Origin of the sequence: Streptomyces sp. NPDC058000 (assembly GCF_042886435.1) — a bacterium.
GTDB lineage: Bacteria > Actinomycetota > Actinomycetes > Streptomycetales > Streptomycetaceae > Streptomyces.
In genome coordinates this window covers 195,163-212,282 of record NZ_JBHVQS010000006.1, presented here as the reverse complement: position 1 = coordinate 212,282, position 17,120 = coordinate 195,163, and the positions used below count along the sequence as shown (strand labels likewise).

Below are 17,120 nucleotides of genomic sequence, written 5' to 3'. Positions count from 1 at the left end.
CAGTCCGCCTTCACAGAGGGAGGAACGCGTCGACGGCCGGCTGGTGCACGGACACCGACCCGGTGTGCACCTCGTAGAACCAGCCGTGCAGCCGTACTTCGCCGGCGTCCAGCCGCTCCCGCACGCACGGGTAGTCGCCCAGCCGGTCCAGCTGCCGGCGCACGTGGCGTTGCACGGCCGTGGTGACGGCCGGCCCGTCGTCGCCCGGCAGTTCGTCGGAGAGTTGGAGCGCCAGCCAGTCGCGGACGGCGGGCGCACCGGTCAGGTCCTCGCCGCGGGCCCGGGCGCCGACCGCGCCGCAGTGCGAGTGGCCGCAGACGACGATGTCGGCGACCCGGAGCACCCGCATCGCGTATTCGATGGTGGCGGCTTCCGCGCTGGCCGCCATGCCTTCCTGGTAGACGGGCACGGCGTTGCCGGCCGTGCGGAGTTCGAAGAGTTCACCGGGCCGGGCCCCGGTGATCAGGGACGGGATGACCCGGGAATCGGAGCAGGTGATGAACAGGGCGAGGGGCGACTGCCCGGCGGCGAGCCGGCCGAAGGTCTCCTGTTCTTCCTGCTGTGCGGCTATGCGGGCGGTCAGGCCCCGGGCATGCTGGATGAAGGTCTCCACGAGGAGGTCTCCTGCTGATGAGTGGTGCCATCGTGGGGATGGCGAGGGCGTGCGGCACTCACATGGCGGGGCACGGCGCGCGGCCGTTGCTCGCCACGGAGCCGCTCAGCAGCGGAAGACGCAGTGGAGAACGGGGAGTTGGGCCGGTCTGGGCGCCTCTGGGGCACCGTCGGTGGCCGATACCCGTCCTGGTGCTTCGTCGTCGCCGGTCGCTCCGCTCAGGTGCGGCGGCAGCGGGCGCCGGGTGGGCGGTACCCCCTCAGTGGCCGGCGTAAGCCGCCTGGGGCGGCTGCGCTCGGTCTCGCGCTTGGGGTGTTTCTCCTCTTCGGAACTGGAATTCGCGGCGGCCGGTGCGCCGGCGGTCTTGGACGCCGAGGCGGCCGGGCGCGCGGACTTGACCGCGCACGCCGGTGCCGCCGCACCCAGCAGGAACGTCAGGACGACGACGAGCGCGGTCAGCGGCAGACGGCACAGGGTCGGTATCCGGGGGCGCGCCCCCGGTATCCCGGTGTCCTTCCGCATCGTCGTCCTCCGTGTCGTCCCGTGGTGTCGGGGGCCGTTCGGTCGTTCGGCAGGGGGTGGGGCCGCCGCGCGCTCGGCGCGGTCGGCCGCGGTGCTACCCGGGTTCGGTCGTCGGGACGTGGTGCGGACCGCGTGCGCTCAGCGCCGACCGCGTGTTTCCGGAACCGCGCTCCCATAGTGCAGCATCCAGGTTTCCAGTTTGAAAACAGGAAATGACACCATGTTGCGTGGTTTCTCAGGGATATCGGGCGTCGCCGGCTCCCCGGGCGGCCAGTACGGCCACAGGGACCACCGCCGCCGCGAGCACCCCGCAGACCAGCGCCAGCACCGGGAATCCGCCCGCGGCCAGCACCGGTCCGGAGGCCATCCCGCCGGTCGCACCGGCCAGCGCGATCCCGACGTCCACCAGCCCCTGGGAGGTGGCGCGGCGGGCCGGCGGCAGCGCGTCGGTGACCAGCGCGGTACCGCTGACCAGCCCGAAGTTCCAGCCGATGCCCAGCAGTACCAGCGCTGTGGCGAGCCCGGCCACCGCATGCGGCGGGGTGAGCGTGGCGAGCAGTCCGGCGCCCAGCAGCGTCACCCCGGACGCCGCGGCCACCCGGTGCGGCCCGGCCCGGTCGACCCACAGCCCGGTGAGCGGGGACGGCAGGAACATCGCCCCGACGTGCAGCGCGATGACCAGCCCGGCCGTCTGGGTGTCGTGGCCGTGCGCGCGCAGGTGCACCGGGGTCATGGTCATCAGCGCGATCATCACCAGTTGGGTGAGGAGCATGACCGTGGTGCCGGCGGCCAGACCGCGCCGCTGTCCGGCCGTAAGACCGGGGGTCGCGGGGGTGGCCGATCCGTCGTCCGGTGGCGCACCCGAACCGGCCGCCGCCGGTGCCCGGGGCGCCGGCAGCGGATCGGGCCGCAGCAGGCAGGCCAGGACGACGGCGGCGGCAGCGAACGCGGCGGCGGCCAACAGGAACGGCCCGGCGAGCCGGGGCACGCCCCAGGCCAGGGCCAGATTCTCGGTCACCGTCACCAGGTTGGGGCCGGCCACCGCGCCGAGCGTGGTGGCGAACAGCACCGTGCTCACCGCGCGTCCGCGCCGGTCCGGCGGGGCCAGGTCGGCGCCCGCGTAGCGCGCCATCAGGTTCGTCGCGGTGCCCGCGCCGTAGACCAGCAGCGACGGGAAGAGCAGCAGCACGCTGTCCAGGGCGGCGGCGGCCACCACGCCCAGGCTGCCGAGCACCCCGGCCCCGTACCCCAGCACGAGCCCGCGGCGACGGCCCCGGCGCTGGGAGAGCCGGCCGATGCCCGCGGCGCCCAGCGCCGCGCCGGCGGTGAACAGGGCGCTGGGCACACCGGCCAGCCCCGTCGAGCCGAGCATGTCCTCGGCGAGCAGCGCCCCGACCGTGATCCCGGCCGCCAGGCCCGCCCCGCTGAGCACCTGCGAGAACACCAGGACGGCCAGGAGCCGCCGCGGCGCGGTAGCGGTCATGCGGCCAGCGGCTCCAGCGCCGCGATCTCCGCGAGGGACAGCCCCATCCGCTGGTGCAGGAAGCGGACGATGGTCCAGTGCGGCAGCGCGTCTTCGTCGAACGGGCCGAACTCCCGGCAGTACAACGGGATCCAGCGCAGCGCCTCGTCGAGCGCCTGCTCCCGGCCCGGCTCCTGCTGGTACGCCTCGTAGCCGATGCTGCGGTGCTCGATGAAGTAGCCGCCCGGGAGCCGCTGCTCGCACAGCGCGCGGTATTCGCGGGTTTGCAGGATGAGGTAGTGCCAGATCTCGTCGATGTCCTGCTCGACGGGGAGGAACAGCCCGCTGAGCCGGTCGCGGTAGCGGGAGACGAGGTAGAGGTAGCGCAGGCATTCGGTGACCTGGCGCGCCACGAACTCCCGCGGCGCACCGGTCTTCTCCTCGAAGTGGGCGATGACTTCGGTGTGCAACGGTGCGCCGAGGAGGTCCCGGAGGTCCTCGACGGAGATCAACCGGTGCGGGGCGCTCGCGGCGGGTGCGGTGGCCGCGGTCGCCGGCGCGGTCCGGTGGGTCATGCTTCTCCTCTCGCCAGCCAGGAGTACTTCCCGGACCGGCCGATGGGGATGTGCGGACGGTGGTCGAGCCGGCAGTGCCGGCCGGTGAGTTCGGTGATGCTCCGTTCCAGCGCGGCGGTGTCCGCCGGCGCCAGGGGCGCGCCGCTGAAGGTGGTGTACGCCAGTCGTGCCTCGGTGGTGCCCACCAGTCGCAGTTGGTGGACGAAGATCTGCGGGGTCGTCCCGCCGATGCACCGGTCGAGGTCGCCCTGGGCCACCGGACCGTGCCGGGTGTCCAGCAGTTCCTTCTGGCGTCCGCAGAACTGGGCGATCTTCTCCGGGTCGGGGGTGCCGTCCGTGGTCCGTACGCAGTCGCCCGAGCGGTACCGGATCAGCGGCATGTAGGGGTTGCGCACACTGGAGACGATGAGGTGGTACAGGGTGCTGTCCGGGGCGACCGGGTGGAGTTCGACGCTCATCTCGTCCAGGTGCGGCCGGTAGTTGCCGCGGCGGTCGCTGGAGTAGAGGTAGCCGAGTTCGGTGCTGCCGAAGAGGTCGATGATGGGGCAGGCGAAGTGCTGGTGCAGGAAGCGCTGCACGTTGACCGGTGTGTATTCGTAGGCGTGGATGATGCTGGCGGGCGGCGGGAAGTCGTCCCACAGCCCCCATTCGCCGACCTTCCGCACCAGGTGTGCCAGGTGGTAGGCGGAGCAGTCGAGGTGGTACCAGCCCTGTGGGTGCGCCTGTTGGGCGGTGCGGAGTTCGTCGAGCATGCGGACCACGTCGTCGCGGCTCCACAGCGCCGGGTCGAGCCGCAGGTTCAGATAGCACGTGCGGTCGTCGAGCCGGCGGTCGTCGAGGCCGGGCACGGGGTCGGGTGCGGCGCCGCGCTTGGCGGCGTTGACCCGTGCGACGTGCTCCGTCGCCAGGACGGTCGTCAGCGAGACGCGGCGGCATCCCGCCTCCCAGGTGGCGGCGAGGTCGGGGTGCTCGCTCCACAGGCGGTAGTAGGAGTGCAGCAGGAAGTACGGGGGCCGGATGAGCTGCATCCGGGCGTGGTTGGTGCCCGTGGTGAGCACGAACTCGGCCTCGCCGGACTCCAGCGCGGCGGCCAGCCGGGGTGTCATCCAGTTGTCGGGGAAGCCGCGGGCGATCTCCGGCTTGTCGAGCACCGGGAAGTGGCCCTTCGCCAGTGACGCGCGGTAGATCGGGATGTCGCGGATCTGCTCGATGACCTCGGCGGTCGGCTGGCCTTCCATGGGATCCCTCGGGTGTGTGCGCGGACGGGGGCCGCCCGGGACGTCGGGTGCGGTGGGCCGGTCGGCGGGCCGGCAGCGGTACGGTCGCCGGCCCGCCGGGGCCGTCAGCCGGGCGTCAGGAGATACAGCCGCTCTTGGGCGCGGCGCTGATGCAGCCGGTCTTGGGGGCGGCGCTGATGCAGCCGCTCTTCGCCGTCCGCGGGTCCGCGCCCGCGGAGTTGGCGGCCACCCAGCTCTGCCAGACGTTGTCCTGGGCCATCTTCTTGATGAGCTGCTCCATGGGGACCTCCATAGGTGTGGGAAGGGGAGCCGGCGCCCGGCGGTGTGGTGATGACCTGCGCCGATGCCAACCCAACGAAGGTAAAAGGATCCCCAAGTGAATGTCAATGAAAGGCAATGTCAGGGGTGCGGTAACGAGGGGCGGTGCGCCAACTTTGGCGAGATCCCGCCGCGGTGATCGACCGCGGAACTTTCTGACGAGTAGTCAACTCGACACTGTGGCGCCACACCACGGCGGTCCGCCGCCCGGCGGTCCCGGGCCGGGTGCGTTCGGGTGACCTCCCCAGCGGGTCCGCCGCCCGGCCGCCGCGCACGGGGAACGATCACGACCGTCCACCGCTTCCCCCACCCCAGGGAGCCCGCTGTGCGCATCCTGCTCCTCGCCGGCGCGTTCAACAGTCTGACCCAGCGCGCCCATGCCGAACTCGCCGACCGCGGACACCACCTCGGCGTCGAACTGGTCACCCGCGGGACCCCACTTGCCACGCTGGTGCCGCGACACGCCCCCGATCTGATCGTCGCGCCGATACTCACCACGGCCGTCCCCCGCGAGGTCTGGTCCGCCTGGCCGTGCCTGATCGTCCACCCCGGCCCGCTCGGCGACCGCGGGCCGTCCTCGGTGGACTGGGCCGTGCACCTGGGCGCCGAGCGGTGGGGCGTCACCGTCCTCCAGGCCAACGAGGAGATGGACGCCGGCGACATCTGGGCGACGGTCGAATGCCCGGTCCCGGCCGTCGGCAAGAGCGACCTGTACCGCAACGAGATCGCCGACGCGGCCATCGAGGCGCTGCTGACCGCCGTCGCCCGCTTCGCCTCCGGCACCCACCGCCCGGAACCGCAGCACACCCTCCCCGCCGCCCGACTCCTCGGCCGCCCCCGACCCCCGCTCCGCCAGGCCGACCGCCGTATCGACTGGGCGGCCGACCCGACCGAGACCGTCCTGCGCACCCTCCGGGCCGCCGATTCCCGCCCCGGCGTACGGGACGAACTCCTCGGCGGCACCTGGTTCCTGCACGGCGGCCACCCCGAGGACACCCTCACCGGTCGCCCCGGTGAACTGCTCGCCACCCGCCACGGCGCGCTCTGCCGGGCCACCGCCGACGGCGCCGTCTGGATCCCCGAACTCCGTCCGGCCCGCGCCCCGGGGGAGCCCGCCACCGTCAAACTGCCCGCCACCCTTGCCCTGGGCGACCGGCTCCCGCCGCTGCCCGAGGTCCCGGCCCCCCTGGAGAGCGGCGACGGCCCCCGCACCTGGACCGACATCCGCTACCACGAGGACGGACCGGCCGGATTCCTACGCTTCGCCTTCCCCGGCGGCGCGATGAGCACCGACCACTGCCGGCGGCTGCTCGCCGCCTACCACTACGCCTGCACCCGGCCCACCACCGTCCTGGTCCTCGGCGGACAGCGGGACTTCTTCTCCAACGGCATCCACCTCAACGTCATCGAGGCGGCCGCCGACCCCGCCGCGGAGTCCTGGGCCAACATCAACGCCATCGACGACCTCGTGCACGCCGTGCTCACCACCACCGACCGGCTGGTGGTCGCCGCCCTCGGCGGTAACGCGGCGGCCGGCGGCGCGATGGTGGCGCTCGCCGCCGACGAGGTCTGGTGCCGTTCGGCCACCGTCCTCAACCCGCACTACCGGCTGATGGGCCTCCACGGTTCGGAGTACTGGACGTACACCCTGCCGCGCCGGGTCGGGCCGGAGACGGCCGGGCACCTGACGGCCCGCGCCCTGCCGGTCACCGCGGCCCGCGGGCAGCGGCTCGGCCTGGTCGACCGGATCCTCGACTGCACCGCGCAGGAGTTCGGCGACCACACCGGACGGCTCGCCCGCCGGCTCGCCGCGTCACCGGGCGTCCAGTCCCGGATCGCCACGAAGAAGGACCGTCGGGAGTGCGACGAGGCGCGGCGGCCGCTCGCCGCCTACCGGGAGGACGAACTCGCCCGTATGCGGCGCACCTTCTTCGATCCGGACGCCCCGTACCACGCGTTGCGCCGCGCCTTCGTCCGCAAGGAGCCCTCGCCCGGTACGCCGGCGTACCTGAACGCCGGCGCCGCGCACGGGGGCGGCACGGTGAACGCATCCGGCTGACCGGGCGTACTCGGCCGGAACGGGCCGGCGGCCGCACCTGCGCGGCCGCCGGCCCGTTCCTCCCGTAGCGCCTACGCGGCCGGATTCACGTCGTCGGCAGGTACTTGTACCCGATGCCGAAGACGGTGCTGATCAGCTTCCGTCGGCCCGGTCCCAGCCGCCGCCGGAGCCGGGCGACGTGCACGTCCACCGTGCGGTCGCTGGACCGGCAGTCGGGCCAGACCGCGGCCATCAACTGCGGCCGGGTGAACGCCCGCCGCGGGTTCAGCACCAGGTGGGCCAGCAGGTCGAACTCCAGCCGCGGGACGTCGATCTGCCGACCGTCGATGGAGACGGTGCGGGCCGCGGTGTCGATCTGGATCGGGTCCGGCGCGGCCTCTCCGGACGGCTGCGTACCGGAGAGCGGAGCGGGCGGCTGCGCGCAGGGCGGGGCGAGGATGATGTGGAGCTTGTCGGAGGTCAATCGATGAACCGATACGGGCTCCAAATCGTGCAAGGTGAGTTGCCACTTGCCGTCGGGGAGCCGGTCGACCGCCAAGGGTGGCCCTCCGCCGGGGCCGGCCTTTGCCGGCCGACCGAAATCGGCATCCGGTCGCAACGCAAGGGGGGTCGTCGACGCGTTCATAAACATGATCTGGGCCCATTCCTCTTGCAAAGCAGGCGTGTTCGGACAGACATGGCGGTGCTCGACGTGCGGCGCGCGGTTCGGTTACGCCGCAATCGCTGCGCAGGCCGGTGGGGAGTCGGGCGGGTACACCGGCACTCGTGATGCGGGTGCGCCCAGCGGGCCAATCACCCTCCCATCCCTGTTAGGGAGGGCGTTCGCGCCCGTGCCCGGACTCGGCCGTGACGTGAACAACCGTCACGTCACCGGTCTGACCGAACGCTACATGTGATCGCGCGCTTCCGGATAGTAGCTTCCGCTAATTACGGTTGCTCTTGAGCCGATTTCGTGTTTGCCCCCATCGGTGCGGGCGGCGACCCGATGCGTCGAGTCGCCGACGGTCGGGAAGCGGTGTATTGCACACCGATTTCTTTACGGCTCCCTTATGAACCGTTCTCCTTCTCCCGCCGGGCGCGGTGTCGCCGTACCGCATCGCGATTGGCGCAGGTGGGGGAGCAGTACCGCTGTCGGCCCGCGCGACTGAAGTCCCCGAAGGCATTGCCGCATTCAACCAATGCGCAGCGGCCCAGCCGGTGCATGCCCAGCCCGGTCAGATGGAGCGCGGTGCCGACACTGGCCACCGCCCGCAGCACCCCGGCGAGGCTCTGACCGTCCTCGCGGTAGTGGATGTGCCAGCCGCCGTCGGCATGATCGGTGAGGCGGGGATGTCTGGCGGCGTCCGCGAGCAGCGCGTTGAGCAGTTCCGCCCGGTGGGCGTCGGTGGTGGCGTCGACGACCTCGGCCCAGTGGTCCACGTACACCAGCACCTCGGCCAGATCCTCGTCCGTCACCGGCCGGTCCAGGACCATGCCGGCCGCGACGGAGCGCTGGGCCAGCTCCTTCGCGCTGGTCGGCGGGGAGTTGGTGAGGTCGGTCACATAGCGGACCGCGTCCTCCCCGTAAGGGTTCAACTGCATAGGACCATTACAACAGGGTGGGGTCATGGACGCACCCCTGGCCGGCCGGCCGCCTTGCCCCTCTTCCCGGTCTTCCCGGTCTTCCCGGTCCGACAACACCCCGCCGGAACACGGCAGTTGGCTGCCCCTCGTGGCGGCCTGCCTGGGCACCTTCCTGTTGTTGGTCTACGCGACGATCGTGACGGTGGCGCTGCCCCGGATGGCCGGCGATCTGCACGCCGACTTCGGGGCCCTGCAATGGATCACCGACGTCTACACCCTCGCCCTGGCCGGGCTGTTGCTGGGGATGGGTTCCCTCGGCGACGTCCTGGGTCGCAAACGCCTCTACGTCCTGGGGCTCGCCGTCTTCACGGTCGCCACCCTCGCCTGTGCGCTGGCCGGGAACGTCCCCCTGCTGATCGTCGCCCGTGCGGTGCAGGGCTGCGCGGGCGCGGCGATGTTCGCCACCCTCGTCCCGCTGATCGGCCTCGCCTACACCGGGCGCGACCGGTCCCGCGCGTTCGCCGTCTGGGGCGCGGTCGCCGGCGCCGCCGCCGGCATCGGCAATGTCGCCGGCGGCATGCTGACCCAACTGCTGTCCTGGCAGTGGATCTTCTACGGTGCGCTGCCGTTCTGCGCAGTGGCGCTGTGGCTGGCCGCCAAGGTGCCGGCCGACCGGGCCCGGAGCGCGGCCCGGATCGACTGGCCGGGGATCGCCACCTTCAGCCTCGCCGCGACCGGCATCACCTTCGGCTTCATTCGCGGCGGCGAAGCCGGCTGGGGCGATGGCTCGACGCTGCTGGGCCTCGGCGCCGGTGTGGTGCTGCTGCTCGTCTTCGCCGTCGTGGAGCGCGTCGCGGACCGTCCGATGGTGCCGCTCGGACTGTTCCGCACCCCCGCCTTCAACGGGTTGCTGTTGGCCTCCGGCGCCTACTACCTCGGCGCGTTCGCCTTCCTGCCGGTGCTCTCCCTCTGGCTCCAAAACGGCGCCGGGCTCAGCTCGTTCGCCACCTCCCTGGTCATCACCGTCCAACCGCTCGCCTTCTTCGCCACCTCCGCACTGGCCGGCGGCGCACTGCACCGGATGCCCGCCCGCTGGAGCGTCGGTGGCGGCACCCTGCTGGTGGCCGCCGGCGATCTGCTGCTCCTGGTCCAACCCGGCTCCTCCTGGCCGGTGTTGATACCGGGCCTGATCGTCACCGGAGTCGGTGCCGGCCTGGTCTCACCGGTCCTGCCGGCGCTCGCGATGGCCGCGGCGGAACCGGCCCACAGCGGGGTCGCCAGCGCGGCGGCCAACAGCGCCCGCCAGCTCGGACTGGCGCTGGGCATCGCCCTCTTGGGCACCGTCTTCCGCCGGTCCGTACCGGGGACGGGAACCGGCGTCGCACCGGCGGCGTACGCGGACGGACTGGGCGCGGTGTTCCTCGTGGCGGGCTCGGTCGCGGCGTTCGGTGGACTGGTGGCGTGGCTGGTCTGCCGGAAGGAGTGAATATGCCAGTCATAACCTGCCGACGCAGTGGTCTGCGTTTCAAACTTCGTGCGGCGAAAAGGTGCGGAACCAGATATTCCAGACGACTGTTTTCGAAAAGAGGACGAAATGAGTAGGGTGTGGGCCGCTGCCGACTGACCAGCGGCGGCGGTCCGGCCGAATTCGGCATGGACGAATGCGTAGGTGCCGCAAGACACCTGCGTGCACCGGGAGGGGAACATGCCGGCCGGCTCATTCGAGGGGCAGTACGTATGGAGTCCAGCAGCCGATGACCGGGCGCTGGCGCGAGCGTGTATGGATGTCCGCACCGGGCGCTACTTCAGTGCTCATGAGGTACTGCGGGAGACCCGTCAGGATTTCGAGCTACGGGCCCACCGATCACTGGTACTGGCCTCCGAAGCGGCCGGTACCGACCTGGCTGAACGCTGGCTCGCCGAAGAACCGGGACCGGACGCTGCCCTGTTATGGGCCCGGGTGGCGATGCTCCGGGCACTGCGTATGGCCGACGCCGGCGACCGGCGGGCCGGCGCCCTGGACCGGATAGCGCGCACCGCCTGCGAACGGGCCGCGAAACTGGCGCCCGAGGACCCCACCCCCTGGGTCGCCCAGCTCGCCCTGGCCCGGCTCGACCGCCCCCAGGACGCCGCTCCTCAGGGACTGTTGACCTCGCCCACCGGGCCTTGGCACCTCTTCGCGCACATCCTCCGGCTCGACCCCTGGCACCGCGAGGCCCACCACCGCTTCCTGTCCTTCTTCTTCACCCGCTACGGCGGCTCGTCCAGTGCCAGTTGGGACGTCGCCGCCTTTCTGAGCCAGCGCGCCGCGGCCTCCTCACCGCTCCGGCTGCTGCCCTTGGTGGCACTCGTCGAGGACTACAACCCCGACGCGCTGCTGGCCGACCGCACCTGGGAACAGCCGCAGTGGATCACCGCCGCTTCGGGCGTCCACCGCAACTGGTTCCCCACCGTGGCCGGCTACCGCTTCACCCCGGTCGTGGATCTGGCCTATCTCGCCCATGCGCTGTTCATGGCGAAGTGCGAATTCGAGGCCCGCGAAGTCCTGACGGCCATGGGCCCTTATGCGTCACGGATGCCCTGGAGTGCCTTCGGTGATCCGGAAGAGCAATTGACCAAAGCACGAAGAGCGTGCGGACTTCCCGTTCCGCACGATCTGTGACGCACTGACCGCATCCCCGCCGAACCGTTGTCCCCACCAACAGAAAGGTTTCGGTAGTGTCCGATCGTACGTCCTCCCCATCCCGCGCCAAAACCCGCTCGAAAATCCCGCACGGTGTGGACCCCGCCACCCTCGATGATGACGCGACCCTGCATGCCATGGGTTATCCGCGGAAACTCACCCGAAGATTCCGGCCCTTCGACAATTTCGCCATCTCCTTCACCATCATCAACATCATCTCCGGCATCTTCTCCTCGTTCGGTTTCGGCCTGAACGCCGGCGGCCCGCGCATCCTGATATTCGGCTGGATCGCGGTCTCCCTCATGGTGCTGTTCGTCGGCGCCGCCATGGGCGAGATCGCCTCCGTGTACCCGACCAGCGGGGCGCTCTACTTCTCCGCCGGCAAGCTCGCCAAGCGCCACCAGGGCGCCTGGTCCTGGTACACCGGCTGGCTCAACTTCGTCGGCCAGGTCGGCGGCACCGCCGCCACCAACTTCGCCGCCGCCACCTTCATCCAGGCGTTCATCGCCATGCAATGGCCTTCGTATGTGCCCACCGGACCGCAGACCGTCGGCATCACCGCGGCCATTTTGCTGGTGCAAGCCCTTGCGAACACCTACACCGTGCGCCTGGTCGCGGTAGTCAACCGTATTTCCGTGTGGTGGCTGCTGATCGGCATGGTGGTCATCGTCGCCACTCTCACCCTGATTCCGACGCATCATCAAGAACCGTCCTTCATCACCCACTTCGCCAACAACACCGGCTTCACCAACGCCATTTACGGCGGAATGCTCGGTCTGCTCGTCGCCAGCTGGACGTTCACCGGCTTCGACGGAAGTTTCCACATGTCCGAGGAAACGGTGAAGGCGAGCGTCAATGCCCCGCGCGGCATCATGCGGGCCATCAGCTACTCCGCGATCACCGGACTGATCCTCATACTCGCTCTGGTGTACGCCATCCGTGACTACGGCCACGCCGCGAAGGCCGACGCCCCGCCGGTGGCGATCCTCATCGACGCGCTCGGCGTACACACCGCGAAGCTCCTGCTGTTGATCGTCATCGGCGCCATGCTCTTCTGCGGACTCGCCAACATGACCAGCAACACCCGGCAGATCTTCGCCTTCTCCCGCGACGGCGCGATGCCCGGCTCCCGCTGGTGGCACTCGGTCTCCGACCGCACCCGCACCCCCGTCAAGGCCGTCTGGCTCGCCGCCGTCTGCTCACTCGTACTGGTCATCCCCGGTTGGTGGTCGCAGACCGCCTTCACCGCGGTCGCCAGCGTCAACGTGGTGGGCCTCTTCCTCTCCTACGGCGTGCCGATCTTCCTCCGGTTGCGACTGGACGACTTCCAGGCCGGACCGTGGAACCTGGGCCGCTACGGCAAGCCGGTCGCCGCGATCGCCGTCCTGTGGATCGTCATCAGCAACCTCCTCTTCATGCTGCCGCAGCACTACCCGGTCACCCCGGAGTCCTTCAACTACGCGCCGATCGCACTGGCGGTGGTCCTCGTGATCGCCACGGTCTGGTGGTTCGCCACCGCCCGCCGCCGCTTCCAGGGGCCGGTCAGCTACGGCAGCCCCGACGAGGTCGCGGCGATGGACCTGATCTGACCCCGCCCCACCAGAAAGGGACGCACCCCCGATGCGACCGACCACCCACACCACTCCGACGGGCGGCGGCGAACTCACCGTCACCGCAGCCCCGTTGGACCACTGGCACGAGATCGCCGGCTGGACCGCCGACGAAGGCTGGAACCCCGGCGACGGCGACATCGCCCACTTCCACCCCACCGACCCCGACGGCTTCTACCTCGGCCGCCTCGGCGACCGCACCGTCTCGGCCGTCTCGCTCGTCAACTACTCCGCCGACTACGCCTTCTTGGGCTACTACCTCGTCGCCGCCGGCCTCCGCGGCCAGGGCCTCGGCCTCGCCACCTGGCGCACCGCCTTCCCGCACGCCGGGGCCCGGACCGTGGGCCTGGACGGGGTCCCCGCCCAGCAGGACACCTACCGGCGCGCCGGCTTCACCACCGCCCACGACACCCTCCGCTACACCGGGCGCCCCACCCCCGGCGCCCCGCCCTCCCCGGACACCCACCCGGTCACCGTCGCCCACCTCGACGCGATCGCCGCCTACGACCGCCGTTGCTTCCCCGCCGACCGGCGCGGTTTCGTCGCCCGCTGGCTGACCGCGCCCGGCCACACCGCCCGGGTCCACCTCCGCGACGACAAGGTCGCCGGATACGGCGTGCTGCGCCCGGCCCACTCCGGCTACCGCATCGGCCCGCTCTTCGCCGACTCCCCGCAGACCGCCGGAGCCCTCTTCGACGCCCTCATCCGCCGCCTCGACCCCGCCGACGAGGTCAGCCTCGACATCCCCGAACCCAACACCCCCGCCCACACCTTGGCCACCGGCCGTGGACTGACGCCCCGTTCGCACACCGTCCGCATGTACACCGGCCCGGTCCCGACCGTGGACGCGTCCCACACCTTCGGCGTGACCAGCCTCGAACTGGGGTGACCGCACCTCCGCCGCACCCCCGCCGCGCCTACGCCGGCCGACCGCTGCCGCGGACTCTGCAGGGCTCAGTCCCCGGGGCCCGCGGCAGCGCCGTCGTGCGCCACGCCGGTGACGGGTCTCCGCCGGCGAGCGGTGGGTGCGCTCGTGCCGGGACGGTCACGCGCCGGTCGGCACACCGGCGTTGACGAGGACCTCGCGCGCGGGCAGGGCGACGCTCTGGGCGGCGGTCAGGCCGGAGGCCGCCAGGTGGGCGTCCACGATCCGCAGCCCGGCCGCGTACCCGGCGAAGTCCGGCAACCCCACGGGCTCGTGCCCCATGAGCCGTGCCGTGGCGTCGCCGAACACGTACGGCGGCAGGTTCCGCATACCGGCAAGGTCGATCGCTGCGGTGACCTTCTCGTACGCACGGTCCATCTCGGCGCCGGTCAGTGCCGTCGCCCACGGGCCCATGGCCTGCTCGCCGGCCATCTCCCGGACGAACGCCTCGGCCAGCCCCTCCGCGACGACCTGTTCCCCCACCGTGACCGTCATCGGGTTCCAGACCACGTTCGCGTAGCGCACGTTGTGGTGGAGCTCGTGCGCGGCGGCGTGGTCGATCTTCGCCAGGCTCGTCTCGGTGGGCCACATCAGCAGGTGGATCGCGCCGGGGAACCCGCCCAGCCCGAGATAGCCGGCACTGCGGACCGTCAGGTGGTGGTCGTCGGGATCGCCGAGCACCACGACGACGTGCAGGGTCTCGGCGTGTTTGATCCCGGGCACCGCGCCGCCGATCCGCTCCCACGCGGCCGCGAGCGAGTCCTCGATCCGGTTCCACACCCGCGCGTCCTGCATCTGGTGCAGGGCGGCCACGTACCGCGGGTCCTCGCGGTCGAGGCGGAAACCGCTGCCCCGTTGGTGCACCTGGACCTGATCTATGTCACCCATCACCGCCATCGGGCCGCGGAGCGGGCTGAGCATCTCTCGTAGGGCGTCGGGCCGCTCCTGCTGCGGGCGTTGGAGGAGGTCGAGCATCGCGGACGCCGTGTCGTGAACAACGATCTTCATGTCTCGGGACCGTAGGGCCTCCGGTTACCGGAGGGTCAAGCCACGTCGACGCAACCGGCACCGCCCTCCCACCCACTCACCGATCCGATCCAGCGCGGCCATGCGTCTCGCACCCGGGCCGCCTCGCCCCGCCCCGGCCGGTTCGTGAGCCGTCACACACGATCTCCGGTCACCTTCCCCCGCCCCCGACCGTCCTACAGAGGGACCACCGACCACCGACCATCGATCACCGGACACACGGAGCCTCCGACGCCCGGCGCACCGCTCGCCGAACTCAAGCAGTGCACCGCCGGGCGACTGGCCGCGGGCGACGCCGGTGACGAGCGGGAGTACGAGATGTATCCCGCCGAGTTGGCGTCCCCGTACCGAGAGCGCCGGTTCGCCGCAGCCGAGCAGCGGTACGCCGCGCTCGGCATCGCACGGGACGACACCGCGGCACGGCAGCGGGCCGTCGGGGCGAACTGGGAGTGCTTCGGCGCCCCCGCCGCGCTCTTCTGTTACATCGACCGCGGGTCGGCGCCGACCCAGTGGGCCGACCTCGGCATGTATCTCCAGACCGTCATGCTGCTGCTCCGCGCCGAGGGGCTGCACAGCTGCCCGCAGGTGGCGTGGTCGGCGTACCACCGGACCGTCGCGGAGATCGTCACCCCGCCGGAGGAGCTCATCCTGTTCTGCGGCATGTCGATCGGCTACGAGGACACCACCGTCAGGCACGCCCGAACCGGCCGGGCCCCACTCCCCGAGACGGTCACGTTCCTCGGCGCGGACGGCGAGGGACAGCGGGAGGACATGGCCGATCAGGGCAACTCCGGCGCCCCGTAAGAGGCGTTCGGCCACGGCCGGGACCACGCCGAGCGCTGCCCCCGAACGTCGGTGAGCGGCTCGCGGCGTGCGCGATCAGTGGGCGAAGACCGTGCTGGCCAGGACGACGTGGACGGTCGTTCCGCCGAGGATGCTCAGCAGGGCGTTGCGGCGCCACAGGTGCAGACCGATCGTGACGGCCAGCGCCACCAGGGGAGCGAGCGCCCGCGGTTCGGTCACCGGCAGGTCGCGCAGGCAGTAGACGAGCAGGATGACCATGACGCCGGCGGGCATGCGGCGGCTGAGGTACTGGATGGTCCTGCTCGCGCGCAGCGGGGCGAGGGCGGCGAAGGGGAGGGCGCGCAGGGCCCAGGTGACGGCGGCGGAGACGGCGACCGCGGCGATGAGGTAGGGGGTGTCAGGCACGGGCGGCCCTCCTGCCGGTGACGAAGTGGCGGGCCAGGAGCCCGGCGGTGAACAGGGCGAAGGCGGCCGGGAGCAACTGCTCGGGGAAGGCGAGGCGGGCGACCAGGGCGCTGATGAGGGCGAGGGCGGGGGTGGCCAGGTCACCGCGACGGTCCCGGATGGCGTCGATGGCCAGCACGGTGAACAGGGCGGTCAGGGCGAAGTCCAGCCCGGTGACGCCGTCGGGGATCAGCGAGCCGAGCAGCGCTCCGGCGGTGGCGCTGCCGGCCCAGTACAGGTGCATGAACAACTGGAGCCACAGGATGCGGCGGCTGGGCCAGGTTCGGGCCTGCTCGCCGGTGGACAGGGCGTACGCCTCGTCGGTGAGCGCGAAGGTGCTGTAGGTCTTGGCGAGCCGGCCCTCGACGCGGTGCAGGGGGAACGAGAGCGCGTAGAAGACGTGCCGGATGTTGACCAGGAAGGCGGTCAGGGCGACCGTTGCCAGCGGCGCGACGGCGGTGACCAGGCCGATGAGCAGGAACTCGAACGATCCGGCGTAGATGAGGGTGGTGAAGAGGCTCGCCCACCACCAGGCGAGACCGGAGTGGGTGACGAGCACGCCGAAGGCGAGGCCGAGCGGGACGAGGCCGAGGCCCACGGAGGTGGAGTCCTTGAAGGCGGCCCGGGCCTGGGGCGGCAACCGGGGTGAGGGTGCGGGAGGCGCGGACCGAGCGGGGGCGTCGACGGTGGCCGAAGGTATTGCCATGTCGAAATTTTACGACCAAATGGATCTTATATGGTTGCTGATTGTGCCCGTAGAATCGCCGTGTGAGCAATGAAATCGACCTCGATGCCATCGATCGAGAAATTTTGTTTCATCTTCGGCAGGACGGGCGGTTGACCAACGTCGAACTGGCCAAGCGCGTCGGGCTGACTCCGCCGCCGTGCCTGCGCCGGGTCAAGCGGCTGGAGGAGGTCGGGGTCATCGCCGGCTACCGCGCCGTCATCGATCCTGCGGCGGTCGGCCGGGGCCTGGAGGTCCTGGTCGACGTCGAGGTGTACGCCACCGATCGCGAGACCGTCGAGGAGTTCGAGAACACCGTGGCGTCCTATGAGGAAGTCATCGAACTGCGCCGGTTCTTCGGTCGTCCGGACTACTTCCTCCGCGTCGCGGTCGCCGACCACGCCGCCTACGAAGCGTTCCTGACCGGCAAGCTCACGGGCCTGCGCGGCGTCCTCCGGGTGGAATCCCACCTGACCATGAAGAAGATCAAGACCGACCTTTGAGCGGCCGCTCGGCGCCGCACTTCGGCCGCCGGCCGAGTGGGTAGGTCTGCC

General features: G+C 71.2%; 18 protein-coding genes. 7 read left to right on the top strand and 11 right to left on the bottom strand.

What is annotated here, in order from left to right:
* Nucleotides 1–10: 10 nt before the first annotated feature.
* The 6 genes from ACFVT2_RS09585 to ACFVT2_RS09560 all read right to left on the bottom strand — a co-directional run bounded on the left by ACFVT2_RS09585 (nucleotide 11) and on the right by ACFVT2_RS09560 (nucleotide 4,690).
* Entirely contained in the window at nucleotides 11–613 is a 603-nt protein-coding gene (locus ACFVT2_RS09585) for a carbonic anhydrase (protein ID WP_390014316.1), read from the bottom strand.
* A gap of 105 nt (nucleotides 614–718) precedes the next feature.
* Nucleotides 719–1,135, bottom strand: coding sequence for a hypothetical protein (locus ACFVT2_RS09580; protein ID WP_390014314.1), 417 nt, complete (start codon nucleotides 1,133–1,135; stop codon nucleotides 719–721).
* A gap of 235 nt (nucleotides 1,136–1,370) precedes the next feature.
* Nucleotides 1,371–2,618: an MFS transporter gene (locus ACFVT2_RS09575; RefSeq protein ID WP_390014311.1), complete on the bottom strand. Its 1,248-nt coding sequence runs from the start codon at nucleotides 2,616–2,618 to the stop codon at nucleotides 1,371–1,373.
* A complete protein-coding gene (locus ACFVT2_RS09570) occupies nucleotides 2,615–3,172 on the bottom strand; it encodes a hypothetical protein (protein WP_390014308.1) in 558 nt (185 codons plus the stop codon). Before ACFVT2_RS09570 ends, ACFVT2_RS09575 begins: the two co-directional genes overlap by 4 nt.
* Nucleotides 3,169–4,410: a hypothetical protein gene (locus ACFVT2_RS09565; RefSeq protein WP_390014307.1), complete on the bottom strand. Its 1,242-nt coding sequence runs from the start codon at nucleotides 4,408–4,410 to the stop codon at nucleotides 3,169–3,171. The genes ACFVT2_RS09570 and ACFVT2_RS09565 overlap by 4 nt, the downstream gene beginning before the upstream one ends.
* 115 nt (nucleotides 4,411–4,525) lie before the next feature.
* Nucleotides 4,526–4,690, bottom strand: coding sequence for a hypothetical protein (locus ACFVT2_RS09560; protein WP_390014304.1), 165 nt, complete (start codon nucleotides 4,688–4,690; stop codon nucleotides 4,526–4,528).
* A 363-nt stretch (nucleotides 4,691–5,053) separates the two neighbouring features.
* Here ACFVT2_RS09560 and ACFVT2_RS09555 point away from each other — a divergent pair, with 363 nt between their 5' ends.
* On the top strand, nucleotides 5,054–6,787 hold the full coding sequence (locus ACFVT2_RS09555) for a hydrogenase maturation protein (protein WP_390014301.1): 1,734 nt from the start codon (nucleotides 5,054–5,056) through the stop codon (nucleotides 6,785–6,787).
* 85 nt (nucleotides 6,788–6,872) lie between these two features.
* Here the strand turns inward: ACFVT2_RS09555 and ACFVT2_RS09550 are convergent, their stop codons facing one another.
* Together ACFVT2_RS09550 and ACFVT2_RS09545 are read right to left on the bottom strand one after the other, a co-directional pair.
* A complete protein-coding gene (locus tag ACFVT2_RS09550; protein WP_390014299.1) occupies nucleotides 6,873–7,250 on the bottom strand; it encodes a winged helix-turn-helix domain-containing protein in 378 nt (125 codons plus the stop codon).
* A gap of 584 nt (nucleotides 7,251–7,834) precedes the next feature.
* Nucleotides 7,835–8,368, bottom strand: a complete 534-nt coding sequence (locus ACFVT2_RS09545) for a CGNR zinc finger domain-containing protein (RefSeq protein WP_390014297.1) — start codon at nucleotides 8,366–8,368, stop codon at nucleotides 7,835–7,837.
* 130 nt (nucleotides 8,369–8,498) lie between these two features.
* Between ACFVT2_RS09545 and ACFVT2_RS09540 the strand changes: the two genes are divergently transcribed.
* From ACFVT2_RS09540 to ACFVT2_RS09525, 4 genes are all read left to right on the top strand, one after another.
* The gene (locus tag ACFVT2_RS09540) at nucleotides 8,499–9,836 is read left to right on the top strand and encodes an MFS transporter (protein WP_390014294.1); all 1,338 of its coding nucleotides are present in this window, start codon (nucleotides 8,499–8,501) and stop codon (nucleotides 9,834–9,836) included.
* A gap of 219 nt (nucleotides 9,837–10,055) precedes the next feature.
* A complete protein-coding gene (locus ACFVT2_RS09535) occupies nucleotides 10,056–11,012 on the top strand; it encodes a hypothetical protein (protein WP_390014291.1) in 957 nt (318 codons plus the stop codon).
* Nucleotides 11,013–11,170: 158 nt separating this feature from the next.
* Nucleotides 11,171–12,622 (top strand): amino acid permease, encoded by a 1,452-nt coding sequence (locus tag ACFVT2_RS09530; RefSeq protein ID WP_390014288.1) that lies wholly within the window; start codon nucleotides 11,171–11,173, stop codon nucleotides 12,620–12,622.
* A 31-nt stretch (nucleotides 12,623–12,653) separates the two neighbouring features.
* Nucleotides 12,654–13,532 carry a GNAT family N-acetyltransferase gene (locus ACFVT2_RS09525; RefSeq protein ID WP_390014286.1) on the top strand — a complete coding sequence of 293 codons (879 nt, stop codon included), beginning with the start codon at nucleotides 12,654–12,656 and terminating at the stop codon, nucleotides 13,530–13,532.
* A gap of 156 nt (nucleotides 13,533–13,688) precedes the next feature.
* Here the strand turns inward: ACFVT2_RS09525 and ACFVT2_RS09520 are convergent, their stop codons facing one another.
* Nucleotides 13,689–14,576: a DUF2268 domain-containing protein gene (locus ACFVT2_RS09520; protein ID WP_390014283.1), complete on the bottom strand. Its 888-nt coding sequence runs from the start codon at nucleotides 14,574–14,576 to the stop codon at nucleotides 13,689–13,691.
* 144 nt (nucleotides 14,577–14,720) lie between these two features.
* Between ACFVT2_RS09520 and ACFVT2_RS09515 the strand changes: the two genes are divergently transcribed.
* Nucleotides 14,721–15,398 (top strand): nitroreductase family protein, encoded by a 678-nt coding sequence (locus tag ACFVT2_RS09515; protein WP_390014282.1) that lies wholly within the window; start codon nucleotides 14,721–14,723, stop codon nucleotides 15,396–15,398.
* 75 nt (nucleotides 15,399–15,473) lie between these two features.
* Here ACFVT2_RS09515 and ACFVT2_RS09510 read toward each other — a convergent pair whose 3' ends face one another.
* The gene (locus tag ACFVT2_RS09510; RefSeq protein ID WP_390014280.1) at nucleotides 15,474–15,803 is read right to left on the bottom strand and encodes a branched-chain amino acid transporter permease; all 330 of its coding nucleotides are present in this window, start codon (nucleotides 15,801–15,803) and stop codon (nucleotides 15,474–15,476) included.
* The gene (locus ACFVT2_RS09505) at nucleotides 15,796–16,482 is read right to left on the bottom strand and encodes an AzlC family ABC transporter permease (RefSeq protein WP_390014492.1); all 687 of its coding nucleotides are present in this window, start codon (nucleotides 16,480–16,482) and stop codon (nucleotides 15,796–15,798) included. Before ACFVT2_RS09505 ends, ACFVT2_RS09510 begins: the two co-directional genes overlap by 8 nt.
* A 128-nt stretch (nucleotides 16,483–16,610) precedes the next feature.
* On the opposite strand from ACFVT2_RS09505, the gene ACFVT2_RS09500 reads away from it, so the two are divergent.
* Nucleotides 16,611–17,069: an Lrp/AsnC family transcriptional regulator gene (locus tag ACFVT2_RS09500; protein WP_390014277.1), complete on the top strand. Its 459-nt coding sequence runs from the start codon at nucleotides 16,611–16,613 to the stop codon at nucleotides 17,067–17,069.
* Nucleotides 17,070–17,120: the final 51 nt, after the last annotated feature.

Coding starts and splice junctions, on each gene's coding strand:
- ACFVT2_RS09580 (WP_390014314.1), bottom strand. CDS start 1,135: ATGCGGAAGGACACCGGGATACCGGGGGCGCGCCCCCGGATACCGACC.
- ACFVT2_RS09575 (WP_390014311.1), bottom strand. CDS start 2,618: ATGACCGCTACCGCGCCGCGGCGGCTCCTGGCCGTCCTGGTGTTCTCG.
- ACFVT2_RS09570 (WP_390014308.1), bottom strand. CDS start 3,172: ATGACCCACCGGACCGCGCCGGCGACCGCGGCCACCGCACCCGCCGCG.
- ACFVT2_RS09565 (WP_390014307.1), bottom strand. CDS start 4,410: ATGGAAGGCCAGCCGACCGCCGAGGTCATCGAGCAGATCCGCGACATC.
- ACFVT2_RS09560 (WP_390014304.1), bottom strand. CDS start 4,690: ATGGAGCAGCTCATCAAGAAGATGGCCCAGGACAACGTCTGGCAGAGC.
- ACFVT2_RS09545 (WP_390014297.1), bottom strand. CDS start 8,368: ATGCAGTTGAACCCTTACGGGGAGGACGCGGTCCGCTATGTGACCGAC.
- ACFVT2_RS09535 (WP_390014291.1), top strand. CDS start 10,056: ATGCCGGCCGGCTCATTCGAGGGGCAGTACGTATGGAGTCCAGCAGCC.
- ACFVT2_RS09530 (WP_390014288.1), top strand. CDS start 11,171: ATGGGTTATCCGCGGAAACTCACCCGAAGATTCCGGCCCTTCGACAAT.
- ACFVT2_RS09525 (WP_390014286.1), top strand. CDS start 12,654: ATGCGACCGACCACCCACACCACTCCGACGGGCGGCGGCGAACTCACC.
- ACFVT2_RS09520 (WP_390014283.1), bottom strand. CDS start 14,576: ATGAAGATCGTTGTTCACGACACGGCGTCCGCGATGCTCGACCTCCTC.